Annotated in this window: 28 protein-coding genes; 11 read left to right on the forward strand and 17 right to left on the reverse strand. The window is 74.6% G+C overall.

Going from position 1 to position 25,049, the window contains the following annotated elements; all coding sequences use genetic code 11:
- Positions 1 to 374 precede the first annotated feature (374 nt).
- Complete coding sequence (locus ACZ5GH_RS01200) at positions 375 to 854, reverse strand: GNAT family N-acetyltransferase (protein ID WP_387755152.1); 480 nt, start codon at positions 852 to 854, stop codon at positions 375 to 377.
- Positions 855 to 1,025: 171 nt separating this feature from the next.
- Here ACZ5GH_RS01200 and ACZ5GH_RS01205 point away from each other — a divergent pair, with 171 nt between their 5' ends.
- From ACZ5GH_RS01205 to ACZ5GH_RS01230, 6 genes are all read left to right on the forward strand, one after another.
- On the forward strand, positions 1,026 to 1,466 hold the full coding sequence (locus tag ACZ5GH_RS01205) for a hypothetical protein (protein ID WP_464333125.1): 441 nt from the start codon (positions 1,026 to 1,028) through the stop codon (positions 1,464 to 1,466).
- Positions 1,467 to 1,848: 382 nt separating this feature from the next.
- The gene (locus ACZ5GH_RS01210; RefSeq protein ID WP_464333126.1) at positions 1,849 to 3,393 is read left to right on the forward strand and encodes an ATP-dependent DNA ligase; all 1,545 of its coding nucleotides are present in this window, start codon (positions 1,849 to 1,851) and stop codon (positions 3,391 to 3,393) included.
- A 241-nt stretch (positions 3,394 to 3,634) separates the two neighbouring features.
- On the forward strand, positions 3,635 to 3,862 hold the full coding sequence (locus ACZ5GH_RS01215; RefSeq protein WP_464333127.1) for a ferredoxin: 228 nt from the start codon (positions 3,635 to 3,637) through the stop codon (positions 3,860 to 3,862).
- A 72-nt stretch (positions 3,863 to 3,934) separates the two neighbouring features.
- Entirely contained in the window at positions 3,935 to 5,149 is a 1,215-nt protein-coding gene (locus ACZ5GH_RS01220; RefSeq protein WP_464333128.1) for a cytochrome P450, read from the forward strand.
- Between the two features lie 151 nt (positions 5,150 to 5,300).
- Positions 5,301 to 5,465: a hypothetical protein gene (locus tag ACZ5GH_RS01225; protein ID WP_464333129.1), complete on the forward strand. Its 165-nt coding sequence runs from the start codon at positions 5,301 to 5,303 to the stop codon at positions 5,463 to 5,465.
- 103 nt (positions 5,466 to 5,568) lie between these two features.
- On the forward strand, positions 5,569 to 5,907 hold the full coding sequence (locus tag ACZ5GH_RS01230) for a hypothetical protein (protein WP_401115240.1): 339 nt from the start codon (positions 5,569 to 5,571) through the stop codon (positions 5,905 to 5,907).
- Between the two features lie 112 nt (positions 5,908 to 6,019).
- Here ACZ5GH_RS01230 and ACZ5GH_RS01235 read toward each other — a convergent pair whose 3' ends face one another.
- From ACZ5GH_RS01235 to ACZ5GH_RS01250, 4 genes are all read right to left on the reverse strand, one after another.
- Positions 6,020 to 6,931, reverse strand: coding sequence for a hypothetical protein (locus ACZ5GH_RS01235; protein ID WP_387755135.1), 912 nt, complete (start codon positions 6,929 to 6,931; stop codon positions 6,020 to 6,022).
- Positions 6,932 to 6,977: 46 nt separating this feature from the next.
- Entirely contained in the window at positions 6,978 to 7,262 is a 285-nt protein-coding gene (locus ACZ5GH_RS01240) for a DUF427 domain-containing protein (protein ID WP_387755133.1), read from the reverse strand.
- A 153-nt stretch (positions 7,263 to 7,415) separates the two neighbouring features.
- Entirely contained in the window at positions 7,416 to 7,652 is a 237-nt protein-coding gene (locus ACZ5GH_RS01245) for a DUF6296 family protein (protein WP_387755130.1), read from the reverse strand.
- Between the two features lie 15 nt (positions 7,653 to 7,667).
- Positions 7,668 to 7,913 carry a DUF2277 domain-containing protein gene (locus ACZ5GH_RS01250; protein WP_387755128.1) on the reverse strand — a complete coding sequence of 82 codons (246 nt, stop codon included), beginning with the start codon at positions 7,911 to 7,913 and terminating at the stop codon, positions 7,668 to 7,670.
- A gap of 167 nt (positions 7,914 to 8,080) precedes the next feature.
- On the opposite strand from ACZ5GH_RS01250, the gene ACZ5GH_RS01255 reads away from it, so the two are divergent.
- The gene (locus tag ACZ5GH_RS01255; RefSeq protein WP_464333130.1) at positions 8,081 to 9,274 is read left to right on the forward strand and encodes an MFS transporter; all 1,194 of its coding nucleotides are present in this window, start codon (positions 8,081 to 8,083) and stop codon (positions 9,272 to 9,274) included.
- 17 nt (positions 9,275 to 9,291) lie between these two features.
- Here the strand turns inward: ACZ5GH_RS01255 and ACZ5GH_RS01260 are convergent, their stop codons facing one another.
- The 3 genes from ACZ5GH_RS01260 to ACZ5GH_RS01270 all read right to left on the reverse strand — a co-directional run bounded on the left by ACZ5GH_RS01260 (position 9,292) and on the right by ACZ5GH_RS01270 (position 12,010).
- Positions 9,292 to 9,828 (reverse strand): gamma carbonic anhydrase family protein, encoded by a 537-nt coding sequence (locus tag ACZ5GH_RS01260; RefSeq protein ID WP_387755122.1) that lies wholly within the window; start codon positions 9,826 to 9,828, stop codon positions 9,292 to 9,294.
- Positions 9,829 to 9,941: 113 nt separating this feature from the next.
- Entirely contained in the window at positions 9,942 to 11,237 is a 1,296-nt protein-coding gene (locus tag ACZ5GH_RS01265; protein WP_464333131.1) for a serine hydrolase domain-containing protein, read from the reverse strand.
- 206 nt (positions 11,238 to 11,443) lie between these two features.
- Positions 11,444 to 12,010, reverse strand: a complete 567-nt coding sequence (locus ACZ5GH_RS01270) for a DJ-1/PfpI family protein (RefSeq protein WP_464333132.1) — start codon at positions 12,008 to 12,010, stop codon at positions 11,444 to 11,446.
- Between the two features lie 254 nt (positions 12,011 to 12,264).
- Between ACZ5GH_RS01270 and ACZ5GH_RS01275 the strand changes: the two genes are divergently transcribed.
- Together ACZ5GH_RS01275 and ACZ5GH_RS01280 are read left to right on the forward strand one after the other, a co-directional pair.
- Positions 12,265 to 12,813 (forward strand): RBBP9/YdeN family alpha/beta hydrolase, encoded by a 549-nt coding sequence (locus tag ACZ5GH_RS01275; RefSeq protein ID WP_387755114.1) that lies wholly within the window; start codon positions 12,265 to 12,267, stop codon positions 12,811 to 12,813.
- 79 nt (positions 12,814 to 12,892) lie between these two features.
- The gene (locus ACZ5GH_RS01280; RefSeq protein ID WP_464333133.1) at positions 12,893 to 13,489 is read left to right on the forward strand and encodes a hypothetical protein; all 597 of its coding nucleotides are present in this window, start codon (positions 12,893 to 12,895) and stop codon (positions 13,487 to 13,489) included.
- Positions 13,490 to 13,519: 30 nt separating this feature from the next.
- On the opposite strand, the gene ACZ5GH_RS01285 is transcribed toward ACZ5GH_RS01280, so the two are convergent.
- From ACZ5GH_RS01285 to map, 6 genes are all read right to left on the reverse strand, one after another.
- Positions 13,520 to 13,852 carry a hypothetical protein gene (locus tag ACZ5GH_RS01285; protein WP_464333134.1) on the reverse strand — a complete coding sequence of 111 codons (333 nt, stop codon included), beginning with the start codon at positions 13,850 to 13,852 and terminating at the stop codon, positions 13,520 to 13,522.
- Between the two features lie 100 nt (positions 13,853 to 13,952).
- Positions 13,953 to 16,280, reverse strand: coding sequence for a transglycosylase domain-containing protein (locus tag ACZ5GH_RS01290; protein ID WP_464333135.1), 2,328 nt, complete (start codon positions 16,278 to 16,280; stop codon positions 13,953 to 13,955).
- A 168-nt stretch (positions 16,281 to 16,448) separates the two neighbouring features.
- Positions 16,449 to 17,960, reverse strand: coding sequence for an alpha/beta hydrolase (locus ACZ5GH_RS01295; RefSeq protein WP_464333136.1), 1,512 nt, complete (start codon positions 17,958 to 17,960; stop codon positions 16,449 to 16,451).
- Positions 17,961 to 18,103: 143 nt separating this feature from the next.
- On the reverse strand, positions 18,104 to 18,529 hold the full coding sequence (locus ACZ5GH_RS01300; protein WP_387755100.1) for an acyl-CoA thioesterase: 426 nt from the start codon (positions 18,527 to 18,529) through the stop codon (positions 18,104 to 18,106).
- 100 nt (positions 18,530 to 18,629) lie between these two features.
- On the reverse strand, positions 18,630 to 19,325 hold the full coding sequence (locus ACZ5GH_RS01305) for an HAD family hydrolase (protein WP_464333137.1): 696 nt from the start codon (positions 19,323 to 19,325) through the stop codon (positions 18,630 to 18,632).
- Positions 19,326 to 19,403: 78 nt separating this feature from the next.
- A complete protein-coding gene (gene map / locus ACZ5GH_RS01310) occupies positions 19,404 to 20,171 on the reverse strand; it encodes a type I methionyl aminopeptidase (RefSeq protein ID WP_387755098.1) in 768 nt (255 codons plus the stop codon).
- A gap of 98 nt (positions 20,172 to 20,269) precedes the next feature.
- On the opposite strand from map, the gene ACZ5GH_RS01315 reads away from it, so the two are divergent.
- Positions 20,270 to 20,539: a helix-turn-helix domain-containing protein gene (locus ACZ5GH_RS01315; protein WP_387755095.1), complete on the forward strand. Its 270-nt coding sequence runs from the start codon at positions 20,270 to 20,272 to the stop codon at positions 20,537 to 20,539.
- Between the two features lie 194 nt (positions 20,540 to 20,733).
- Here ACZ5GH_RS01315 and ACZ5GH_RS01320 read toward each other — a convergent pair whose 3' ends face one another.
- From ACZ5GH_RS01320 to ACZ5GH_RS01330, 3 genes are all read right to left on the reverse strand, one after another.
- Complete coding sequence (locus ACZ5GH_RS01320) at positions 20,734 to 22,128, reverse strand: ABC transporter substrate-binding protein (protein ID WP_464333138.1); 1,395 nt, start codon at positions 22,126 to 22,128, stop codon at positions 20,734 to 20,736.
- Positions 22,129 to 22,259: 131 nt separating this feature from the next.
- Positions 22,260 to 23,156, reverse strand: coding sequence for a carbohydrate ABC transporter permease (locus tag ACZ5GH_RS01325; RefSeq protein ID WP_464333139.1), 897 nt, complete (start codon positions 23,154 to 23,156; stop codon positions 22,260 to 22,262).
- Positions 23,153 to 24,088: a carbohydrate ABC transporter permease gene (locus ACZ5GH_RS01330; RefSeq protein WP_387755087.1), complete on the reverse strand. Its 936-nt coding sequence runs from the start codon at positions 24,086 to 24,088 to the stop codon at positions 23,153 to 23,155. Before ACZ5GH_RS01330 ends, ACZ5GH_RS01325 begins: the two co-directional genes overlap by 4 nt.
- Before the next feature lie 226 nt (positions 24,089 to 24,314).
- Between ACZ5GH_RS01330 and ACZ5GH_RS01335 the strand changes: the two genes are divergently transcribed.
- Complete coding sequence (locus tag ACZ5GH_RS01335) at positions 24,315 to 25,019, forward strand: SMI1/KNR4 family protein (RefSeq protein ID WP_387755084.1); 705 nt, start codon at positions 24,315 to 24,317, stop codon at positions 25,017 to 25,019.
- Positions 25,020 to 25,049 lie beyond the last annotated feature (30 nt).

The following is a 25,049-nucleotide window of genomic DNA, read 5'->3' on the forward strand; positions in this document are numbered from 1 at the left end:
CGGTCTGCTTGCCGCCGTACGCCGCGTAGCCCGCGCCGGCCAGCGCGGCGAACAGCCCGGTACCGGCCACGGCGGCGACGACCGCGGTGACCGGCACGATCCCGCCGCGCCGCCGCGCCCGCCGCCCCCGGCCGGCGTGCCGCTCGGCAGCCCGCCGCGCCGCCCGGCCGCCCGAGCGGCCACGGGTTCCGCTCCCGCTGTCGTCGCCGGCGCCGCCTCCGATCGCCGGGAGGATGGTCGTCCTGTCGTCGCTGTTCACGTGGCCACGCTTTCTGTTCCGGGTCGACTGGTCGGGTGCCGACACTGGGGAGACCTCCCGGCGGGGCGCCGATAACAGAAATTCCGAACGAATGTCCGGCGGTCGGGCCGCGACCTCAGCCGACCGGGGCCTCCGGAGCCATGTCGTAGGTGAGGAACCTGGTCCGGGTGGCGACCTGGTCGTACTTGCCGCGGGCCCGGTAATTGTCCTCGGAGGTGATCCAGCGGACGGTGTTCCACCCGCGTTCCGCCGCGATTTCCCGCAGGCGGCCCAACAGCGCGTCCACCGCCCCGCCGCCCCGGACCTCCGGCGCGACGAACAGGTCGTCCAGGAAGCACCCGACCGCCCCGTGCAACGGTCGCGCGAACGGCCGGTAGTGGGCGAGCCCGACCGGCCCACCGTCCCCGTCCCGGACCAGTAGGCCCGCCAGCTCGTGCCCCGGGTCCATCAGCCAGGACCACACCAGCTCGGCCTTCTCCTCCGGTATCGGCACCCGGTAGAACTCGCAGTACCCACGGAAGAGTTCACGCCAGGCGGCGTAGTCACCGGGCTCGGGCGCGCCGACGCTCCAGCGGGTCGTGGGGGTCTCACTCATCTCGGTCTCCGTCGCTCAGCGGGCGAATGCGAGCCCTCAGCATGCCGCCCCGTCACCCCGCCGCCGACCACCGCCCCGGCCAAGACCGCCCACCCCCCACGCCACCGCGGCACCTTGCCGAAGCGCCCCGATGGTAGTTTTCCCGGAACCGCAGGAGGGGCGGACGAGCAGATGGACAGTGGCCTGCGGCACGCGACCGTCGTGGCGCTCGGAGAACTCGGGCGGAGTCACGACTACCGCGACCGGGCGGACGCCGGTCACGGCCTCGCGGGGTTCGCCGAGATGCGGGAGGCCGTGGAACCACTGCTGGAGCTCGTGCTCGACCCGGGTGACACCTTCGTCACCCGACGGACCGTGGAAGCCCTGCTCCGGCGGAAGGACGGAGCCGGGCTGACGGTAGTCGCGTCCGCGCTGGCCGTCGCCGGTCCGCATCACACCGACTGGATCCACACCGCCGTCCACGACGTGTTCGGCATCTTCTCCGACGACCGGGACGCCGCGATGCGGCTGTGTGAGGAGATGTCGCGGGACGGCGACGATCGGGTCGCCCTGGGGGCTCGTCAGCTGCACGGAATCCTGGCGGAGATCGATCCCGTACTTCGCAGTTCATAGCGCGCGGCCGTCGCCGCCCTGGGCCCGAAGGCTCCCTGCCGGCAGAGGCGGTCGAGGAGGGGAAGCGACTCCTACGCCGATCAGGTGGAGGAACAGCGGCCGGCGTAGCCGTGCCGATCCGGGGTAGCCCCTCACCGGGGCCGCCCGGGAGGCTCCCGGCACCCCGGCCCGGAGCTGGGTCCGCCCTGCCCGGGCAGTGCAGACGGAGGGCAGCACGTGGCGACCCGGGCAGGTGGGCGGGCGTCCTGCCCGGTCGTCCTCGCGTCCCCCTACTGGCGGAGCACGCCCCGGGCGGCGTCGGCGGTGCGACCGCCGGCCCCAGGGGCGGGGCCGCCGTGCGGGGGGCGGGGTGGGGGCCGATGCTGAGGGGGGAGGTGGTGGTGTGGCGGGGTTGTCGCGGTTGGCGTCGGTGTCGCGGGAGGTGGCGGCGGAGGCGGGGCGGCGGGCGAAGACGGGGTTGCTGGCCGGGTGTCTGCGGGACCTGGGGCCGGTGGACGGGCCGGCGGCGGTGGCGTTGCTGTCCGGGGAGTCGCAGCGGTTGCGGACCGGGATCGGGCCGGCGGCGCTGCGGGGGCTGCCGGAGCCCGCGGTGGAGGCGTCGCTCGGCGTGCGGGAGGTGGAGCGGGAGCTGGAGCGGATCGCCGACGTGCACGGGGCGGGGGCGCAGGCGGAACGGCGGCGGCTGCTGCACGGGCTGTTCGCCCGGGCGACCGAGGTGGAGCAGGGGTTCCTGCGAGCGGTGCTGGTCGGGGACCTGCGGCAGGGGGCGCTGGACGCCGTGGTCGGGGACGCCGTCGCCCAGGCGGCCGGGGTGCCGGCGGCGGCGGTGCGGCGGGCGCTGATGTTCCGCGGGTCGGCCCGGGCGGTGGCGGAGGCGGCGCTGACCGGCGGGGAGGCGGCGCTGGCGGCGTTCCGGCTGGAGGTCGGACGGGCGGTGCGGCCGATGCTGGCCGCCTCCGCGCCGGACGTGGCCACGGCGCTGGAGCGCACCGGTCCGGCCGCGCTGGAGTGGAAGCTGGACGGCATCCGGCTGCAGGTGCACCGGGACGGCGGGGAGGTCGCGGTGTTCACCCGCGGCCTGGACGACATCACCGCGCGCGTCCCCGAGGTGGTCGAGGCCGCGCTGGCGCTGCCGCTGCGCTCGGCGGTGCTGGACGGCGAGGCGGTCGCGCTCGGTCCGGACGGCCGGCCGCGCCCGTTCCAGGAGACCGCCGCGCGCACCGCCTCCCGGCGCGACCCGGACCGGCTGCGCGCCGAAGTCCCGCTGGACGCCTACTTCTTCGACCTGCTGCACCGGGACGGCGAGGACCTGGTGGACAAGCCCGGCCGGGAGCGCTGGGCAGCGCTGGAGGAGGCGGTGCCGGACGCCCTGCGGGTGGCCCGGGTCGAGACCGGCGACCGCGACCGGGCGCTGGCCTTCTTCCGCGAGACGCTGGCGCTCGGCCACGAGGGCGTGCTGGTGAAGGACCCGGCGGTCCCGTACGCGGCCGGCCGGCGCGGCGCCGGCTGGATCAAGGTGAAGCCCCGGCACACCCTGGACCTGGTGGTGCTGGCCGCCGAGTGGGGCAGCGGACGCCGGCACGGCTTCCTCAGCAACCTGCACCTGGGCGCCCGGGCGGCGGGTGAGCCGGGGCTGGGCCCGTGGGTGATGCTGGGCAAGACCTTCAAGGGCCTGACCGACGAGACGCTCGCCTGGCAGACCGCCGAACTGCTGGCCCGGGAGGCCGGGCGGGACGCCTGGACGGTGCGGGTCCGGCCGGAACTGGTCGTCGAGATCGCGTTCGACGGGCTGCAGCGCAGCCCCCGCTATCCGGCCGGCCTCGCCCTGCGGTTCGCCCGGGTGGTGCGCTACCGGCCGGACAAGGCCGCCGACGAGGCCGACACCGTCGCGACCGTACGGGAGATCGCCGCCGCCGAGGGGCTGTGAGCCCGGTCGGGGCCGGGTGAGGAGAGCCGGGGGAAGGGGCGGCGGCACCCGACGCTCGCCCGGGTGACGTCGATTCAAACCTGCCCCGCCACCCGGCCGCTCCGGCGCGAACCGAATCGGCCATTCTCGGCGATCCCGCCACCGCACCCTCCGTGGACGGATCAGCGGCGGTTAGGTTGGCAATGACAACGGGAGGCGGCCGCCGGGCAGCCGGCGGCGCACTGGCGAGAGGTGCCCGACCATGCGGGTGAGTGTCGACCGGGACCGCTGCTGCAGCTCCGGGATGTGCGTCACGAACGTTCCCGAGGTCTTCGACCAGGACGACGACGACAGTCTGGTGAGACTACGTCAGACCACCTTCCGGCCGGACCAGTTCGACGATCTCAGACTGGCCGCCCAGCTCTGCCCGGGCGGCGCGATCACCGTGGTCGAGGACGAGCCGGCAGCGGCCGAGCAGGCCGGGGCGTAGCCCGTCTGACGGGCCGTCCGGCCACCACACCACCCCCACCGGAGAACCATCGCGACGCAAGGAGACCCCGCCTTGACGAGCACACCCACCGCCCCCGCCGTCCCGCTCCCGGCCCCGCACTCCGCCGGCTGCCCGTTCGGCCCGCCGCCCGCGTACACCGAGGCCGCCGCCACCGCCCCGCTGACCCGCGCCGACCTGCCCGGGGGCGAGTCCTGCTGGCTGGCCACCGGCTACGCCGAGGTCCGCACCGTCCTGTCCGACCGCCGGTTCAGCGCCGACGTGCGCCACCCGTCCTTCCCGCTGCTGGTCGCCGGCAGCCGGGAGCGGATCGCCGAGAACCCGACCTTCCTGCGGCTCGACGACCCCGAGCACGCCCGGCTGCGCCGGATGGTCACCGGGGACTTCCTGGTCAAACGGGTCGAGGCGATGCGCCCGGACATCCAGCGGATCGTGGACGAGGCGCTGGACGGCATGACCGAGGGCCGCACCGAGGCCGACCTGGTCGCCGACTTCGCGCTGCCCGTCCCCTCGCTGGTGATCTGCCTGCTGCTCGGCGTCCCGTACGAGGACCGCGAGTTCTTCCAGAGCGTGAGCCGTACCCTGCTCAGCAACACCAGCACGCTCGAGCGGCTGCTCGAGGCCCAGGACGAGCTGCTTCAGTACCTGGAGGCGCTGACGGCCCGCAAGCGGGAGGAGCCGCGGGACGACATCCTCAGCCGGCTCGCCGCCCGGGACGACCTCACCCCGCGCGAGGCCGCCGCCACCGGCATCCTGCTGCTGATCGCCGGGCACGAGACCACCGCCAACATGATCGCGCTCTCCACCGCCCTGCTGCTGGACCGGCCCGAGCAGGTCGCCAGGCTGGCCGACCCGGCCGCGCTGCCCGGCGCGGTGGAGGAGTTGCTGCGCCACCTCACCATCGTCCACACCGGGGTGCCCCGGGTGGCGCTGGAGGACGTGGAGCTGGGCGGCACGACGGTCCGGGCCGGGGAGGGCGTGATCGCGATGCTCTCCACCGCCAACCGGGACGAGGAGGTGTTCGGCGGCCCCGGCCGGCTGCCGGCCGACGAGCTGGACCTCGACCGGGACGCCCGGCGGCACATGGCCTTCGGCTTCGGCGTGCACCAGTGCCTCGGCCAGCCGCTGGCCCGCGCCGAGCTCCAGATCGCGCTGGCGACGCTGTTCCGGCGGCTGCCCGGGCTGCGGCTGGCGGTGCCGCGCGCCGAGCTGGCGTTCCGCACCGACTCGTTCATCTACGGCATGCGGTCACTGCCCGTCACCTGGTGACCGCGGAGCGGGGTCGGCGGATGCTTCGCGGGTCACCCGGCTGGCCCCCGCGCCGGGGCGGGGGCAGGCTGGAGGGGCGAAGAGACACCACCGGCCCCGCCGCGCCTCCGGCCCGGCGCGCCCCGGGCCGGCCGAGGAGACGGAGCCCGCGATGACCGACATGAGCGACCGGTCCAAGGTGAGCACCGAGGACGACGACGACATCCGCGCCGCGGACCCCGAGGAGGGCATCCCCTCGATGCAGAACCTGCACGCGCAGGACACCTCCCAGGCGGAGGGCAGCCCCATCCTGGACGAACCCGGCCGGCGCGGCTGACCGTCCGCCGTACCGACTCGACCGCCCGGTGGGACCGGGCGGTCGCCGCGACCGCGGGTGCCGCCGCTGCGGCGGCGGACCACCCGCGGGGGAGGATTGGCGCATGACCGAACACGACCGAGGCAACCGCCAGGCCCGGCCGCCCGCGGACCCGCGCGCGTCGTGGGCGACCTGGACCACCCAATCGATCATCAGCGGCCCCGGCGGGGTGACCACCACCGAGATCGGCCCGATCTCCGGGGACCTCACCGTGCACACCACATGGGTGGACGGCGAGGCGAGGCTGACCGTCCAGTACACCGGCGCGCTGGACTGGTACACGGTCGCCGGCAGCCCGGTGCCGGCGGACGACGAGACCACCGCACGGGCGATCCACCAGGCGATGGTGAACGGCGTCAAGGCCGGCCGGGGCGCGGGTGCCCCGGCACCGCCGAAACCCTAGGAACCCCGAACCTCCGGGAACCTCTCCAGGAACCTCGGGGAACAGCGGCAGCGCGGCGCGCCCGGGACCGGTGACCGGTCCCGGGCGCGCCGTTTCCCGGCACTCCCCGCCGCTACGGAGCCGTGCCGCCCTTCGGGGCGGGCGCGGCCGCGGCCCAGTAGGCGCCGTCCGCCGGGCGGCGCCTGCGCAGGTCCTCGCGCACCTCGTCGGCCAGCCGGCGGGTGTCGCGGCGGTTCATGGTGGCGCCGATGCCGGCGCCGACCAGCAGCGGGGTGACCGCCGGCAGGTGGCGCAGCGAGCTGCGGGTCAGCCGGCGGCGGACCTGCTGGCGCACCTCCGAACTGATCGCCAGCGCGGCGAAGCCGGCCGGCCGGACCAGCAGGCCGGCGTCGATCCCGCGGCGGTTGGCCCAGGCGCCGAGGTAGGCGCCGCCCCGCTGGGTGGCGGTGCCCTGCGCCGGGATGCCGTAGACCTCGTGCAGCTCGGCGATCAGCTTGACCTCCACGGCCGCCACCGCGAGCGTCTCGGCCGCGATCTCCAGCGGCATCGCGGGCGGCACCGGCAGCATCGCCGCCGCGCCGACGCCCGCGCCGAGCGCGCTGGAGGCCCGGACGGCGCCGGTGACCAGCACGTCGGCCAGCTCCTCCGGGAAGGCCGCGCCCGGGTGCTGCGCCCGCAGGGTGGCGAGGTCGCGCACCGGGATCCGCGGCGCGGCCTGCACCAGCTGTTCGGTCAGGGCCTTGCCGCCGTACGCGGCGCCCTTGGCCGCTCCCCTGGCGGCGGCCCGGCCGCCGTGGCCGAGCAGCCGGGCGCCGTGCAGCACCACGGCCCGGCCGCGGCCGCGCTGCTTCGCCGCGTACTCGGCGCCCGGGCCCCTGCCGACGGGCTGCTCGGACTCCTCGACCAGTTCGACGAGCCGCTCGGTCAGGACGGGCACCACCGGATCGGGTGCCGTCGGATCGGGCGCCGTCGGTTCGGGCTCGGCGGACGGCCGGGAGCGGCCCGGCCTGCGGAAGACTGCCATGGGAATCCGGTACCCCTTTCGCGACGACGGCACCGACCGGGGCCGCCTACTCGACGACCTCCACCCCCCGCCAGAAGGCCACCCGGCCGCGCACGTGCTCGGCCTCGGGCTTCGGGTCGGTGTAGAACCAGGCGGCGTCCGGGTTGGTCCGCCCGTCCACCTCCAGGGTGTAGTAGTCGGCGGTGCCCTTCCAACCGCACACCGTGGTGGTGTCCGAGGGCCGCAGGTACTCGCTGCGCACCGCCTCGGCCGGGAAGTAGTGGTTGCCCTCGACGACGACCGTGTCGTCGCTCTCGGCGATGACGACGCCCTGCCAACTCGCTGTGGTCATATGGCGATTGTGCCCGACTCGGGGAGGCCGCGCCCGCGCTTCCCGGCACGGACCGACGGTCCGCACCGTGGCGGTCGGCGCACGGCAGCGGTCGGTGCACGGCAGCGGTCGGTGCCGCGCCGGTCACGGCAGCCTCGGGCAGGGCACCGGCGGTCAGGGCAGCGGTTGGGCGTGCACCGGCACGTGCGGGCTCTGGTGGCCGCCGCTGGCGAGCATCCGGACCTCGCCGGCGTCGCTGATCTCGGCCCGGACGATCCCGCTCTCGTCCTCGTACACCGGGTGGCCGCCCGGGCCCGCGGCGTCGGTGCGGCTGACCACCACGACGTCCTGCGGGGCCTGGGTGCCCGGGGTACCGGGGAAGGTGAGGGCGTAGCGCTCGGCGGGGTTCATCGCACCTGCTCCTGCCTACCCGACGGCCTCGGCGGGCTCGGCGGCCCGGGTGTGCGAGCCGCGGACCTCCAGCTCGGCCAGCAGCCGGGCGGTGGCCTCCGCCACCGCTTCCACCGCGCGGTCGAAGGCCTCCCGGTTGTGCGCCGCGGGGGCGCGGAACCCGGAGACCTTGCGGACGTACTGCAGCGCGGCGGCGTGGAAGTCCTCCTCGTCGGCGTCGGGGGTGACGGGGGGTCGCAGCGTCTTGATGTTGCGGCACATGCTCCCAGTCTCGCGCGCGGGAGCCGCGTCGGCGACCCCCGTTCGTCACCCGCACCTCACGGCGACGCCATCCGACCGGATTAGGATGCCGGACGAACGAATCCGTTCTCCTCATCCCCCCGCCGCGCGCTCCCCCGGTCCGTCGGCGTCACTCCGGAGTCATCCCCTTGCCTCTCGCGCTGCTCGCGCTGGCCGTCACCGCGTTCGCCATCGGAACCACCGAGTTCGCCGCCATGGGGCTGCTCCCCCAGGTCGCCGACAGTCTGCACGTGTCCATCCCCCAGGCCGGCTGGCTGATCTCGGCGTACGCGCTGGGCGTGGTCGTCGGTGCGCCGCTGCTGACCGCGCTGGCCGCCGGGCGGCCGCGCAAGGCGGTGCTGGTGGCGCTGGCCGGGCTGTTCGCGACCGGCAACCTGCTGTGCGCGCTGGCCCCGGAGTTCTGGACGCTGGCCGCCGCCCGGCTGGTCACCGGGCTGCCGCACGGTGCCTTCTTCGGGGCCGGCGCGGTGGCGGCGGCCGAGCTGGTCGCGCCGGACCGGCGGGCCCGGGCGGTGGCCGTGATGTTCTCCGGGCTGACCGTCGCCAACATCGTCGGCGTCCCGGCCGCGACCCTGCTCGGCCAGCACCTGGGCTGGCGGGCGACCATGCTGGTGGTGGTGCTGATCGCGGCCGCCGGGACGGCCGCCATCGCCCGGCTGGTGCCCGCACTCCCCTCCCCCGGCCAGTCCGGGCTGCGGCACGAACTGCGGGCCCTGCGCAGCGGGCAGCTCTGGCTGGCGCTGGCCACCGTGGTGTTCGGCTGCGGCGGCTTCTTCGCCTGCTACAGCTACATCGCGCCGCTGCTCACCGAGGTCTCCGGGTACGCCACCGGCTCGGTGACCCTGGTGCTGGCGCTGTTCGGGGTCGGCATGACGATCGGCAACGTGCTGGGCGGGTTCGCCGCCGACCGGGCGCTGCGCCCCACCGTCTGCGTGGCCTTCGTGCTGCTCTCCGCCACCCTGGCGCTGTTCTCGGTGACCGCGCACGCCCGCTGGTCGGCGGCCGTCACGGTGGTGCTGATCGGGCTGTTCGGCTTCGCCATCGTGCCGGCCGTGCAGACCCTGGTGCTGCAGAAGGCGCGCAGCGCGCCGACCCTGGCCTCGGCGACGGTCCAGGGCGCCTTCAACCTGGCCAACGCCCAGGGCGCGTACTTCGGCGGGCTGGCGCTGGCCGCCGGGTTCGGCTGGACCTCGCCGACGCTGGTCGGCGCGGGCCTGGCCGCCACCGGGACGCTGATCGCGGTGCTCGCCTGGGTGGCCGACCGCCGGCGGCCCGCCCCGGTGGCGGCGGAACCGGCGGCGGCCGCGATCGCCACGGCCTGAGGCCCTCCGGGAGGCTCCTAGACCTCCTGGACCTCCTGGGCCTCCCGGTGGGCGTCGGCGAGCAGCTGGTAGCCGGCGCCGTTGGCCTTGATGCCCGACCTCTCGTCCTCGGTCAGCTCGCGGCGGACCTTGGCCGGGACGCCGGCGACCAGCGAGCCGGGCGGGACGACCATGCCCTGCGGCACCACCGCTCCGGCCGCGACCAGCGAGCCGGTGCCGATCCGGGCGCCGTTGAGCACGGTGGCGTTCATGCCCACCAGGACGTCGTCCTCGACGGTGCAGCCGTGCAGCACGGCGTTGTGGCCGACCGAGATCCGCTCGCCGACCACCAGCGGGAAGCCGGGGTCGGCGTGCAGGGTGCAGTTGTCCTGGATGTTGCTGCCCGCGCCGACGCTGATCGACTCGGCGTCGCCGCGCAGCACCGCGCCGTACCAGATGCTCGCGCCGGCGGCGACGGCGACGTTCCCGACCACGACGGCGTTCGGCGCCACGAAGGCGCCCGGGTCGACGGCGGGTGTCCTGCCCGCGACGGCGGCGATCAGCGGCTCTGCCATGTCTCGTCCTCCTGGTGACGGTGGCCGGTGGGGCGGGTCCGACGGTTGCCGCCGGGTGCGCGGCGCCGGTCGCCGGACGTGCCCCCGGGTCGCGGGTCAGCGTAGGGGGTGGGTCAGGGCGTCATGCGGGCGAGGTCGGTTCCGGCGGCTCCGGGCCGGGGTCCGCACAGGGCGGTGACGAAGACCTTCTGCCAGGCCGCGTTGGCGGGCTCGTCCGGGGCGTCGTAGACGGTGGCGCTCCCGGCGAACTCGCGCCTGCCGTCCGCCGAGCCGAGCAGCATGGTGCCGTAGCCGGGGATGCCGCCGGCGTGGCCCCAGAAGGAGCCGCAGGGCGTGTCCAGGCGCTGCAGGCCGAGGCCGTAGGTCCGGCCCTCGCCGTGGTCGGTGGTCTGCCGCATGGCGGCGAGTTCGGCGGGGCGCAGCAGGCGGCCGCCGAGCAGGGCGTGGAGGAAGGCGGTGAGGTCGGCGGTGGTGGAGACGCCGGCGCCGGACGGGCCGGCCATCGAGGGGTTGAACAGGGTGACGTCGACCGGGCCGGTGCCGGACTTGTAGTAGCCGTGGGCGTGCGGGCCGGGGAGGAAGGGCGAGTCGCCGGGCATCCAGGTGCCGGTGAGGCCGAGCGGGCGGATGATCCGGCGGGTCACCTCCTCGTTCCAGCCGCGGCCGGTGAGCTTCTCGATGATCATCCCGATCAGGATGTAGTTGGTGTTGGAGTACTGCCAGTCCTGGCCGGGCGGGAAGGCGGGCGGGTAGAGCTTGGCGATGTCGACCAGGTCCCGGAGGCCGTAGTGCTTGAAGCGGCCGCCGTCGAGCCACTCCGGGCGCCGGAAGTCGAAGGCCGGGTCCTGGGTGTAGTCGGCGACGCCGCTGGTGTGGTTGAGCAGTTGCCGGACGGTGATCGCGGTGCTGTTCGGGACGATGCCCGGCAGCAGGCACTCCAGGCGGTCGTCGAGGTCCAGCCGCCCTTCGCCGACCAGCTGGAGCACCGTGGTGGCGACGAAGGGCTTGGTGGCGCTGCCGATCCGGAAGGAGCCCCGGGGGTCGGCGGGCGCGCCGTCGAGTTCGGTGACGCCGGTGGCGTTGCGCCAGACCAGCCGGCCGTCCTCGCGGACGGCGCCGAGGGCGGAGGTCGAGTAGCCGGGGCCGGTCATCCCGGCGAGGGCGGCGTCGGCGGCCTCCCAGTCGGCGCGGCGCTCCGGGGTGGCGACGGCGCCGGCCCGGGCGGCGCCGGTGGCGCGGCCGCCGTGCGGGCCGCCGCAGTCGGCGGTGCCCGGTCCGGCGGCGGGCCGGGCGACGGCGGCGGCGGGGGCGAGCGCGAGGAGCAGGCCCGCGCCGACGGCGGCCGCGACGGCGGTGCGCAGGGCCGGTCGGCGGCGCCGGGTGGTCGGAGTGGTCGGGGCGTCGGTCATGCCGGTCTCCCTGGTCTGGGTCGTGGCGGCGGTCGACCGGGTTACGGGCCCCGGCCTCTGACACCGTGTCAGGGATCCGGGCGGCGGTCGTCGGCCGCTGGTCGGTGTCCGACCCGGACCGGACCCGGAGCGAACCCCGAACGAACCCGGAGCTGTACCCCGGGACGGCTCGGGGTACGGCTCCGGGACCAGCGGCGGGGCGTGCGTCAGGTGACAGGGGCGTGCTTGCGCAGGACCTCGACGAAGGCCCGCAGCCAGGCCGGGTGGTCGGGCCAGGCGCGGGCCGAGACGACCACGCCGTCCACCACCGCCGCGCCGTCCACGAACTCGGCGCCCGCGGCCCTGATGTCCGGTGCCAGCGCGGGGTAGGCGGAGCTGCGGCGGCCGTCCAGGACGCCGGCGGCGGCGGTGATCAGCGGGCCGTGGCAGATCTGGGCGACGGGCTTGTCCCCGGCGAAGAAGTGCTGGGCGATCCGCTGCACGTCCGGGTCGTTGCGCAGGTACTCGGGGGCACGGCCGCCGGGGATGACCAGGGCCACGTAGTCGGCCGGGTCGACTTCGGCGAAGGCCAGGTCGGCGGGCCAGGTGTAGCCGGGCTTCTCGGTGTAGGTGTCGAAGCCCTCGACGAAGTCGTGCACCACGAACTGGAGGCGCTTCCTGGTCGGGGCCGCGATGTCGACCTGGTAGCCCTCCTCGCGCAGCCGCTGGTAGGGGTAGAACACCTCCAGTGACTCGGCGGCGTCCCCGGTGACGAGCAGGATCTTCGATGTCATCGCCGACATCCCTCCACGTGGTCGAGCCTCAGGTCGGGTACGGGCGAGGGGCGGTGGCGACCGGCCCGGGCCCGGTCCAACCTCCCGTACGGCGACACCGTTGGCAACGGGGCGCACCGGGCGCGCAACAGCGCGTACGGACCACCGTGCGCCGCTTGCGGGGGGTGCGCGCCGGTCGGCCGCCCGGCTGCGGGGGCCGGCGGCCCGCGGCCTAGACTCCTGCTGCCCGTGACCGCCCTGCTCCGGAGGAGCCCATGCCCGCCCGCACCACCTACCTCGTCCTCGCCGGCTACCAGAACTCCGGCCCCGCGCACTGGCAGACCCACTGGGAGGAGGCCGAGCCGGAGTCCTTCCGCCGGGTCCAGCAGGCGGACTGGGACCACCCGGAGCGGGCGGACTGGGTGGCCCGGGTGGACGCGGCGGTGGCAGCGGCCGCCGCCGAGGGCCCGGTGGTGCTGGTCGCCCACAGCCTGGGCTGCGTCACGGCCGCCCACTGGGCGGCCACCGCGTCCGCCGAGCGGACCGCCGCCGTCCGGGGCGCGCTGCTGGTGGCCCCGGCGGACGTCGACACCGCCGAGGTCCCGGAGCTGGTCGGCTTCCGCCCGGTGGCGCTGGAGCGGCTGCCGTTCCCGTCCGTCGTGGTCTCCTCGACCGACGACCCGTGGGTCTCCCCCGAGCGGGCCCGCGCGTTCGCCGCCGCCTGGGGCGCCCGGTACGTCGAGCCGGGTGCGTACGGGCACCTCAACTCCGACTCCGGGCTGGGCGACTGGCCGGAGGGCCGCAAGCTGCTCGCCGAGCTGTGACCGCGACCACGGGGGAAGCGGTGACCGGGGAAGCGGCCACGGGGGAAGCCGGGGCGGGGGGACGATGGACCGGGGGACGATGAAGCGGGGGACGTCCCGGGCCAGGCGCGTCCTGGTCCGGCTGCTGGCGGTCGCCGGGCTGGCCGCCGTGCTGCTCTACACCGAGGGGCAGTGGGAGAGCCGCTCGGGCGGGCGGATGCTGGTCGCCGACCTGCTCAACCGGCCGGAGCCGCTGCTCGGCGGGGCGCTGGCGGCGCTGATCGCGGCCGCCTGGCTGGGCGACCCGCGCACCGCCGTGCGGACGGCCACCCGGACGGTCACGGTGACCGCCGGGGTGGTGTTCCTGATCGGCGTGCTGGCCGCGCACAAGGTGTCGGCGGCCGAGACCCGCAGCCGGGAGGACGCCCCGGCCGGGGCCGAGCACGCCCTGATCGTGGTGCACCGCTCGTACGCCGCCGGGTCGGCCGCGGGCGAGCACTGGCAGGTGCTGCTGGAGAGCGGTGCGGGCTGGTCGGCCCGGCGCTGGTCGCTGGCGGACATCGGCCGGGGCCCGGGCGACGCCCGGCTGGTGACCGCGAACTGGACCGGGCGCTCGCAGATCACCGTGGTGACCGACTCCTACCGGCGGGTGTTCAACCTCGACCAGGACAGCGGCGAGCCGGTCGAGGCGCGCTAGCCCGGCCGGGTTCGGCCAGGTCGCGGGGGTTCAGCCCAGCCCCAAGGCGTGCGCGCCGAGCGCCAGCAGGGCCGCGTTGCCGGCGGCGCCCAGCGCGGTGGCGGACAGGAAGCGGGCCGCCGTGCCGTCCGGGAACGGGTTGAGGGTCATCGCGTGCAGGAAGCCCGGCATCGTCCACACCACCGCCGTCCACTGCCGCACGGCGCCCGCCGGGCCCGCCCCGCCGCGCGGTTCGGCATGCGGCGAGGCACGCGGTTCGGCGCGCAGCTCGTGCGCGGCGGCCAGGCCGATCACCAGGTAGCCGGCCAGGTAGCCGATGGAGGGGCAGAGGACGGCGGGGACGCCGAGGACGCTGTGCGGCATGCGGTCATCGTCCGCCGAACGGCCGCGGCCCCGCATGAGTACCCGTACTCATGCGGGGCCGGGGGTTCACCGGTCCTGGGGTTTCACCGGCCCTCGGGGCTCACCGGTCCTCGGGGTCGGTGGCGCCGGGCGGCACGGCCGGAACGGTCGGTACGGACGGCCCGGTGCGGCCGGGCGCCGGGGTGGCGCCGCGCGGCCGGCCGGTGTTCGCCGGGCCGCCGGTGGCGGGGGTGCCGGCACAGGTGGCCGGGCCCGGCGAGCCGCCGGGGGTGGGGCAGTTGGCGTCCCGCCGGGGCGGGTCCGGGATGTGGACGGTGGCGAAGGCCTTCTCCGGCATGTCCCGGACGGCGTCGCTCATCGCCTGCTGCCAGATCGGTCCGGGGCCGGTGGCGCCGAAGACCTCGGCCTGGTACCTGCCGCCGATCCGGATGTTGCGCATCGGCACCTTGGTGCCCGGGCTGCCCAGCCAGACCGAGCCCGCCAGGTTGCCGGTGTAGCCGGTGAACCAGGCCGACTTCTTCTCGTCCGTGGTCCCGGTCTTGCCGGCGATCTGGCGGCCGTCGTCCAGGCCGAGGTCCCGCGCGGTGCCGCCCTTCTCGGTCACCCCGAGCAGCACGCTGTTGATCACGTCCGCGGTGCTCTCGGACATCGCCGGGGTGCACCGGGCCTGGGGCACCGGGACGTCGGCGCCGTCCACGGTGGTGATCCGGTTGATCGCCAGCGGCGCGCAGTAGGTGCCCCGGGCGGCGAAGGTCGCGTACACGTTGGCCATGGTCAGCGAGCTGACCTCCTGGGTGCCGAGGCCGAGCGCGGGCACCTCCTGCAGGGCCGAGCCGTCCGCCTTGCCCTCCATGCCCAGCTTGTTGGCCATCTGCTTGACCGCGCAGAGGCCGATCTCCTGCTCCATCTGCACGAAGTAGGTGTTCACGGAGAGCGCCATGGCCTGCTTGAGCTCGTACGGGCCGATCTCCTGGGGGCTCTCGTTGGGGATGCTCCCCTCCTTCTTCCCCTTGCTGAGGTTCTTCCAGGTGCCGTCGCAGGTCCGCATCGAAGGCCAGTCCATCCGGTTCGGCGAGTCGTACCGCTGGGTGGGCGACAGACCGGCCTCCAGGGCGGCGGCGGCCACGATCGGCTTGAAGTTGGAGCCGGGCTGGAAGCCGATGCCGCCGCCCATCGCCGCGTCCACGTTGTAGTTGACGACGGTCTCGTTCTTCTCCTTGGCCAGGCCGTACGGGCGGGTCTGCGCCATCGCCAGGATGTTGCCGCTGCCGGGCTCGACCATCGTCATCGCGGCCGAGACCGGGTCGGTGACGTACACCTTGGTGGAGACGGCCTTCTGGGCCGCGGCCTGCTTGTCCGGGTCCAGCGTGGTGTGGATGTTCAGGCCGCCGGTGTCCCAGAGCTTCTTGCGCTCGGCCGAGCTCTTCCCGAACACCGGGTCCTGCTTGACCACGTGGCGCACGTAGTCGCAGAAGAAGCCCATGCCCGCCTCGGCGGTGATGCAGCCGTTGCGCGGGTCCTTGTAGACGAGGCCGAGCGGCGCGGCCTTCGCCTCCCTGGCCTGCTCCGCGGTGATGTGCTTGTTCTCCACCATCTTGTCGATGACGGTGTCGCGGCGCTTCTGGGCGGCCACCGGGTGCAGCTTCGGGTCGTACTGGGACGGGTTCTGCACCAGCCCGGCGAGCATCGCCGCCTCGGGCAGGCTGAGGTCCTTGGCGTCCTTGCTGAAGTAGCGCTGGGAGGCGGCCTGGATGCCGTACGCCTGGTGGCCGTAGAAGGTGATGTTCAGGTAGTTGGTGAGGATCTGCTCCTTGGTCAGGTCCTCCTCCAGCTTGATGGCGTACCGGAGTTCCTGGATCTTGCGGCCGAGGGTCTTGCGCTGCGCCTCGCGCACCGCGTCCGGGTCGTCGCCGGCCTTCTCCACGTTGACGTTCTTCACGTACTGCTGGGTCAGGGTGGAGGCGCCCTGGACGGCGGCCCCGCTCTCCGCGTTCTTGGTGAGCGCCCGCAGGATGCCCTTGAGGTCGACGGCGCCGTGCTCGTAGAAGCGGGCGTCCTCGATGTCGACCTGCGCGGTGCGGATCAGCGGGGACATCTGGTCGGCGGGTATGACGGTGCGGTCGCGCTCGTACACCTTGGCGATCAGGCCGCCCCTGGCGTCGAAGATCTTCGTCGCCTGGGTCAGCGGCGGGGTCCTGAAGTCGTCGGGGATGCTTTCGAAGCCCTCGGCGCCGTTCTTCACGCCGAGTCCGACAGCCCCGGCCGCCGGGAGGATCAGGCCCGCCAGCAGGACGCCGCCCAACGCGCTGGCGCCGAGGAAGGTGGCCGCGTGACGCAGGATGCCCAGCGGGGTCTCGCGGCGCCTCGGGCGCGGCACCCAGGTGTCGCCCGGGTCCGAGGCGGCGGGTATGCGGCTCTTCGGTGACATAGATCGAACACTACGGCCGTGGCCAGGCCACGGGGAGCGGGTGTCGGCGAAGGATTGTCACAAAATCGCGACGGATTCGACTCATTCCCGAGGGTCGAACGGGCGTGCACGGCGGAGCAAGGGCCGTTCGTCCACGGCCCGTTGCCCCGCCTGCCCCACCCGTCCCGGTCAGCCCGCCGGGCAGAAGACGTCCCGGGCCGGTCGTCGGCCGCTGACCAGGTAGTCCGTCACCACCTCGTCGCCGCAGGCGTTCCCGGTCGACCGGTAGACGCCGTGGCCGCCCGAGTCCACCGTCACCATCCGGGCCCGGTCCCCCAGCGCCGCGCGCAGCTTGAGCGCACCGGTGTACGGGGTCGCCGGGTCGCGCAGGTTCTGCGTCAGCAGCACGTTGGACGGGCCCCTGTCGGTGACCCGCACCGGCGGCTCGGCGGGCGCGAACGGCCAGAAGGCGCAGGGCATCACGTTCACCGGCAGGCCGGCGGTGAGCGGACGGGCGGCCCGGTCGGCGGTGACGGCCTTCGCGTAGCCGGCCGGATCGGTGGGCCACCGGACGTCGTTGCACAGGGTGCCGACCGAGACGGCGAGGGTGTTCTGCACCGCCCGCAGGTCCCGCTCGCTCGGCTTCGGGGCGGCGGGCAGCGGGGCACGGCCGAGTCCGGCCAGCATCAGCCGGGCGAGGCCCGGGAACCTGGCGTCCGAGTAGAGGCTCTCCAGCAGGGTCTCGCGCAGCACGTTGCCGTTCAGCTCCGCCGGGTTGGCGCCCTCCCACGGCAGCGGGGCCCGGTCGAGGCGGGCCGCGAGGTCCAGGAAGAGCGGGCGGACCTCCTCCGGGGTGTTCGCCAGCCGGTCCGGATTGTCCGGCGCGGACGCCCACCTGGCGAAGTCCGGGAAGCGGTCCTCGATGCCCTGGCCGTAGCCCTCCAGCCAGCCGCGCCCGACCCTGGTCGGATCCGGGTCGTCGTTGCTGTCCAGCACGATCCGGTCGGTGCGCTGGGGGAACATGGTGGCGTAGACCGCGCCCGCGTAGGTGCCGTACGAGACGCCCCAGACGGACAGCCGGCGCTCGCCGAGGGCGTGGCGGACGCTGTCGATGTCGCGGGCCTCGTTGGCGGTGGAGATGCTGCGCAGCACCGGGCCGCCGTTGCGGGCGCAGGTCTCGGCGACGCGGCGGGCGGTGGCCAGGTTCTCCTCGATCGAGCCGTCGGCGGCCGGCCAGGGGCGCACCTTGGACATCGCCAGGTCGGCGGTGTCCAACCCGCAGTCGACCGGGGTGGAGCGGCCGACGCCGCGCGGGTCGAAGCCCACCACGTCGTAGCGGTCGCGGACGGACTGCGGCAGGCGCCCGGCCATGCCCTTGACGAGGTCGAGGCTGGAGCCGCCCGGGCCGCCGGGCACGGCCAGCAGGACGCCGCGGCGCAGCCGCGGGTCGGCGGCGGTGATCCGGGAGACGGCGATGGTGACGCGGGCGCCGCCCGGGTCGGCGTAGTCCAGGGGGACGGTGACGTCGGCGCAGCGTTGCGGGCTGTCGGCCGGGGCGTCCGGACAGGTGGTCCAGGCGAGGCGGTCGCTCCCCGGCTTCGCGGTGCCGGCCGCGCCGGCGGGCAGGGCGGTCAGCGCGGTGACGGCGAGGGCGGCGGCCGCGGTGGCCGCGGCGGTGATGGTGCGGGTGGGCTTCGGCATGCCCAGGAGTCTGCTGTGGTACGGCACTTGGGCCCATCCGGGCAGCGGGCCGGTCGGGGGTGGGGAAATCCCCCGGGGGGCGGGGTGGAGACCGCTGCGCTCACGGTCTCCCACCGTGCGGGACGAGGGGGCGGGTGAGAGGCCTAGAGGCCTAGCACACCCGGATCCGTGGCCAGGGCGCGCAGCGGCTCGCGCGGGTCGGCGACCAGCCTGCGTTCCGCCAGGTCGAGGATGCCGCCGACGCCGGTGATCTCGGCCGCCAGTACGCCGTCCTCGCGGACCAGCCGCTGCACCACCTGGAAGGTCTTGCCGTCCCGCCAGGTGAACGAGCAGCCGACCTCCACCGAGTCGCCCGCGCGCAGCTCCCGCAGGTACTTGACCGTGGTCTCCAGGACGACCGGGCCGACCCCTTCGGCGACCAGGTCCGCCTGGCGGATCCCGGCCGCCCGGAGGTACTCCCAGCGGGCGTGCTCGGCGTACTGGAGGTAGACCGCCTGGTTGAGGTGTCCCTGGGAGTCGGTCTCGTACCCCCGGACGGTGATGTGCGTGGTGAAGTCCTGATCACTCATGCCCCGCACGGTACTCCGGGCCGCCGGGGCCCCACCGCGTGTCCTGCGTCACCCCGGCCGGACGGCCTCCCGGACCGCGCGGACCGCCCGGCGGGGGCGCTCAGCGGGGCAGGACGGCCAGCAGCTCCGTGAGGGCGTCCGGGCGCTCGTCGACCGGCAGGTGCTCGACGGGGTGGAAGCCGCAGCCGAGCGCGGTCGCGCCGCCGTCGCAGACGAGGTCGTCGCCGACCATCAGGACGTCGGCGGGGGCGAGGCCGAGCCGCTCGCAGGCGGTCTCGAAGATCACCGGGTCGGGCTTCTGGGCGCCCACCTCGCAGGACAGCACGTAGACGTCGACCAGCTCGTCCAGGCCGTGCGCGCGGAAGATCGGACGCAGGTCCCAGCCGACGTTGCTCACCACCGCGACCGGCAGGCCCCGGCGGCGCAGCTCGCGCAGCACGGGGACGGCGTCCGGGTACGGGCGCCAGCTCGCGGGCGCGATGTGGGTCTCGTAGAGGGCGTCCACGTCGAGGCCCGCGGGCGGCTCGGCGGCGCGGGCCAGCGCGGTGTAGGCGGCGCGGTGCAGCTCGGGGGTCAAGTCCCGGGTGTCCCAGGCCTGCTGGACCTCCGACGGGATCCGCCGCGGTGGCACCCCGCCGGGCAGGGCGCCGAACTCCTCCAGCCGGGCCACCAGTTCGGCCTCCTCCCCGGCGGGCAGCGCGAGGCCGGCGGCGGCGGTGTGGGCCGTCAGCCACTCGGCGGTGGAGACGACCCTGAAGAGGGTGCCGGAGAAGTCGAACATCACAGCTTTGATCATGGTCCGAGCCTAGCCCGGGCGCTGCCCGGGCGTCCGGGGTACCGGATCGGGGCGCGGTCGGGGCACGATCAGGCGCGGTCAGGGCAGGGTCAGGACGCGCGGGCCGTCCTCGGTGATGGCGACGGTGTGCTCAACGTGGGCGGCGCGGGCACCGTCGACGGTGCGCAGGGTCCAGCCGTCCGAGTCGGTGCGGTGGTCGTCGCGGCCGCCGGCCAGCAGCATCGGCTCGATCGCCAGCACCAGGCCGGGGCGCAGCGGGTAACCCCGGCCCGGGCGGCCCTCGTTGGCCACGTGGGGGTCCTCGTGCATCCGGCGGCCGATGCCGTGCCCACCGTAGCCGTCCAGCAGGCCGTACCGGCCGGAGCGGGCGACGGTGCCGATGGCGTGGGCGATGTCCCCGGTCCGGTTGCCGACCACGGCGGCGGCGATGCCCGCCTCCAGGGCCCGGCGGGTGGTCTCGATCAGGGCGGTGTCCTCGGGGCGGGCGGTGCCGACGGTGAAGCTGACCGCCGCGTCCCCGGCCCAGCCGTCCAGGAGGGCGCCGCAGTCGATGCTCACCAGGTCGCCGTCGCGCAGCCGGTAGCCGTTCGGGATGCCGTGCACCACCGCGTCGTTCACCGAGGCGCAGATGACGGCCGGGAACGGGACGGGCGCGAAGGCCGGGCGGTAGCCGAGGAACGGCGAGGTGGCCCCGGCCGCCTTGAGCACGCCCCGCGCCACCTCGTCCAGCTCCAACAGGCTGACGCCGACCGCCGCCTGCTCCCGGACGGCCGCCAGCGCGTCCGCCACCACCCGTCCGGCCTCGCGCATCGCGGCCAGCCCGGCGTCCGACTTGAGTTCGACCATGGTGCGACCTCCCCTTGGATCCAATTCTTATACCGGTATTTGTATCACGGTCCGCAGGGTGCGGGACGCCCCGGGCGGCAGGCCCTACACTCGTCGGCATGGTGAGGACTCCGCTGACCCCGTGGGAGCGCGAGCGCGGCGAGCGCTTCGGGGCGCTGCTGCGCGAGGCGCGCGGCGGGCGCAGCATGGTCGAGGTGGCGGCGGCCGCCGGCGTCTCGGCGGAGACGCTGCGGAAGATCGAGACGGGCCGGGCACCGACGCCGTCCTTCTTCACCATCGCGGCGCTGGCCTTCGCGCTCGACCTGTCGCTGGACGAACTGGCGGCCGCGTGCGCGCCCTCGGAGGACGGCGAGGCGCTCTCCGCCTAGCCAGTGCGCGCGGGCCGGGGCGGGCGGGACGCGGATCGTCGACGTCCGGTGCCGTCGAACGGGCTTCACCGGCTTCCCTCGGGAGTCGGGGACCTCCGCGCCCGACACGGCGCAGCGGCCGCCGGGACGGCGGCGGCCCGCCCCGCGCGGGACGCGGGGCGGGCCGTCGTTCTCGGGCCGTTCAGCGGCTTGGGTCAGCCGACCGAGCTGTTGTAGCTCTCGATCGCCGGCCGGAGCTCCTTCGCCGCGTCGGCCAGGGCCTGCTGGGCCGGCTTGGTGCCCGCGATGGTCTGCTCGATCGCGGTCTCCACGCCCTTGCGGGCCTGCGGCATGACGCCGAGCAGGCAGCCGGCCGTGGCCGGGGTCGGCTTGGTGGCCTTCAGCTGGTCGATCGCGGTCTGGAACTGCGGGTACTTGGCCACCCACTCCTTGTCCTTGGGGTCGTCCAGGGACTTCGTGTTGACCGGGAAGTAGCCGGTGCCGGTGTGCCAGACGGCCTGCTGCTCGGGGGCGGAGACGAACTTCTCGAACTCCCAGGCCGCGCGCTTCTCGGCGTCCGAGTGGCCCGGGCCGCTGATCCACAGCGAGGCGCCGCCGATCACCGGGCCGCCCTGGTCGCCGGCGGCGACCTTCGGGAAGGCGGCGGTGCCGACGGCGAACTTCGCGGCCTCGGTGTAGCCGCGCAGCACGCCGGTGGACTCCAGGTGCATCGCGACCGTACCGGCCTTGAACGCGGCCTGGGCGTCGTCGGTGGTGCGGCCGGTGTTGGCCGCGTTGCCGCCCTTGACCAGGTCCGCCCACCACTGGACGACCTGGGCGCCCTGGGCGGAGTCGAAGACGACCTTGCCGGCCTTGTTGCCGCGGCCGTTGTCGTTGTCGCAGTACATCGCGCCGGACTCGGCCAGCAGCTGCTCGACGAACCAGCCGTAGATGGCGGCGCCGAAGCCGTACCGGACGGTCTTGCCGTCGGCGTCCTTCCTGGTCAGCTTCTTGGCCAGCTCGCCCAGCTCGTTGAGGTCCTTGGGCGGCTGGGCCGGGTCGAGCCCGGCCTCCTTGAAGGCGTCGGTGTTCAGGTAGAGCAGCGGCATCGAGGAGTTGAACGGCATCGACTGGAGCTTGCCGCCGACCGAGTAGTAGTTCCGGATGTTGGCGTCCAGGTCGTCCAGCGAGTAGCCGTCCTTGTCGGCGAAGGCCTGGACCGGGACGGTCTGCCTGGAGTCGATCATGAACCGGGTGCCGATGTCGTAGACCTGCGCCAGGGCGGGGGTGCCCTTCTGCTGCACCGCGGCCTTGTACTTGGTGACCAGCTCGTCGTACTTGCCCTGGAACTGCGCCCTGACCTCGATCTTGCCCTGGTGGGCGGCGTTGAACTGGCCGACCAGCCCGTTCAGCACGTCGGCGTTCTTGCCGGTCATCGAGTGCCAGAACTCGACGGTGGTGACGCCGGAGGCCTGGTCGAGCGCCTGGGCGCCGGGCGCGCCGGCGTCGGAGGAGCCGCCGGCGCCGGAGCCGGAGCCGCTGGAGCTGCAGGCGGTCAGGGACAGGCCGGCCACCAGCAGGGCCGCGAGCGCGCGCGCACTCTTCTTCACGAGGGTTCTCTCTCTATCCGGGAAAGCGGGGACGTGGACGGGACGGGGCCGGCGGGACGGGACCGACCGGGCGCCACCGGGGGGCGGGAGGAGCGGGACGTCACCAGCGCGGCGTCACCAGCGTGGCGGGATCAGCGGACCGCGCCCGCAGTGAGGCCGCGGACGATGAAGCGCTGGCCGAAGACCACCAGGGCGAGGGTGGGCAGCAGCGAGAGCACGACGCCGGCCAGGATCAGCCCGGGGTCGGCCATCTCCGAGTCGCGCAGCGAGGTCAGCCCGATCTGCAGGGTCTGCATGTCCGCGGTGCGGGTGATGATCAGGGGCCAGAAGTACTGGTTCCAGGCCGACAGGAAGACGTAGATCGACAGCGCCGCCAGAGCCGGCTTGTTCAGCGGGACGACGATCCGCCACAGGAAGCGCCAGTGGCCGGCCCCGTCGATCCGGGCCGCGTCGCGCAGTTCGCCGGGCAGCTGCCGGAAGGCCTGGCGCAGCATGAAGGTGCCGAAGCCGGAGGCCAGGAAGGGCAGCACCAGGCCGAAGTAGGTGTTGCCGAGCCCCCAGTCGGACAGCGTCAGGTAGTTGGGGATGATGATGGCCTCCCACGGGACCATCAGCGTGGCCAGGAACACCCCGAACACCACGGCCCGCGCCTTCATCGGCAGGAAGACGAAGGCGTACGCGGCGAGGACCGAGGTGAACAGCTGGGCGAGGGTGATGGCGGTCGCCGTGATCGCCGAGTTGGCGTACTGGCGGGCCAGCGGGACGGCCTCCACAGCGCCGGAGAAGTTCCGTCCGGTGACCGAGTGCGGCACCAGGGCCGGCGGGTAGGAGGAGAGTTCGGACGGGCCCATGAAGGCGCCGGCGACGGCGTAGTAGACCGGGAAGGCCACGGTGACGACGGCGACGGCGAGCAGCAGGTAGACGGCGGCGCGGCCGAGCAGGTCGCGCGGGGAGCGCCCGACGAGGGCGCGGGGGCGCGGGCGGGGCGCCTCCGCCTCCGTCCCGGCCCCGGTGGTGAGTGTGGTCATGCGTAGTGCACCTTCCGCTCCAGGACGCCGAACTGGACGGCCGTGCAGGCGAGGACGACCACGAGCAGCACCACGGCCTGGGCGCTGGCGGTGCCGAAGTCGCTGGAGCCGTAGGCGAAGGCCTTCTCGTAGACGGAGTAGACGAGGGTCCGGGTGGAGCCGTCCGGCCCGCCCTTGGTGAGGATGTGGATCTGGCCGAAGCTCTGGAGTGCGTGGACGGTGGAGACCACGGTCAGGAAGAACAGGTTCGGGCCGAGCATCGGGACGGTGATCGAGCGGGCCAGCCGCAGGCCGGAGGCGCCGTCGATGCGGGCCGCCTCGAGCACCTCCCCCGGGATCGAGCCGATGCCCGCGGAGAGCACCAGCACGTTGTAGCCGAGGTTCATCCACACCGTGGTGACGGCCACCGAGACCAGCGCGTACCGGGAGTCGGTCAGCCAGCCGACCGGGCCGAGGCCGACGTGCGAGAGCAGGCCGTTGAGCACCCCGCTGGCGGGGTTGAAGAACACCGCGAAGACCACCGAGGCGCTGGCCACCGAGAACGCGAAGGGCAGTGCGAACGCCGAGCGCAGCAGCCGCACGCCGCGGATGCGGTTCTCCAGCAGCAGCACCAGCACCAGCGCGCCGAGCACCCCCGGGACCACGGTGAGCAGCGTGAACAGCGCCGTGGTGGTCAGGGTGCGGCCGAAGTCGGCCGAGGCGAAGAGGTCCGTGTAGTGCTTCGCCCCCACGTAGCGGGAGGGCGCGCCGAAGAGGTCGTTGGCGTGTGCGCTCAGGTAGACCGTCCGCCCCAGCGGGTAGCCGATGAAGAGGACGAAGACCACCAGGGAGGGCAGCAGGAAGGCCCAGGCGAGCCCGTGCTCGCCCCAGCGCCCTCCCCGTCGCGGTCGTGGGCGGCCCGGGAGCGGCCCGGGGTGCGGTGCGGTCGGCATCTGTCGCGCGTCCGCCTTTCGTGATGTCGGTTCCGGCCGAAACCGTGTCCTGCCCACACGACGGCGCGGAAACCCCGCGGTGATCAACGGGTGTCGCCGGGATTACGCGTTCGCGTCAGATTCGGCCGGTGCGGTACGGACCGGCGGCGGACCGGCCGCAGCCCGGCTGCAGCCCGGCCGTTGAGCGGTTCACCGCGCTGTCGGAGGGGTGCCGTACGGTGCGCGGGTGGACGAAACGGAATTCGACATCCCGACCGCAATGGCCGAAAGTGTGCGCTCCCGCGCGGGCGCCTGGGCGCTCGTCAGGGGCTTCGCCGCGTACTGGGGCGAGCCGCTGGGGCCCGGCGACGGCTTCACGGACGCGGAGCTGGACGCGGCCGAGCAACGGCTGGGCCTGCGGCTGCCGGTGGCGCTGCGGGAGGCGTACCGGCTGTTCGGCCGCCGGGCGGACCTCACCAGCAGTCAGGACGTGCTGCTGACGCCGGCGGAGCTGTACGTGCTGGACGGCGCGCTGGTGTACCGGGCGGAGAACCAGGGCTGCGCGCACTGGGGCGTGCTGCTGGAGGACCTCGGCCGGGAGGACCCGCCGACGGTGGGCCGGCTCGACCTGGCGGACAAGTCACGGGAACGGTGGGAGCCCTGGGAGGAGCGCTTCTCGACGGCGGCCGCGGCGATGGCGATGGCGGAGAAGCTGCTGGAGGACCACGAGCTGGCCGACTTCCTCGAACCGGCCGACTTCCCCGGAGCGGACGGGGAACTGCCGTACGGTCTTGAGGAGTTGCCCGCGCTGGGGCGCGGCTTGCGGTGGTACCGGGGGCCGGAGGTGCTGGTCGGCGTGGCCGGGGAGGCCTGGGCGGCGGCCCGGGCACGCACCCCGGAGGCGCTGGACGCGCTCTACGGGGCGGTGCCCGGGGAGTGGCCGGGCGAGTAGCCCGGCGACGGGGGCCGGTGCTCGGCGGCT

Source organism: Kitasatospora sp. Xyl93, assembly GCF_055383135.1.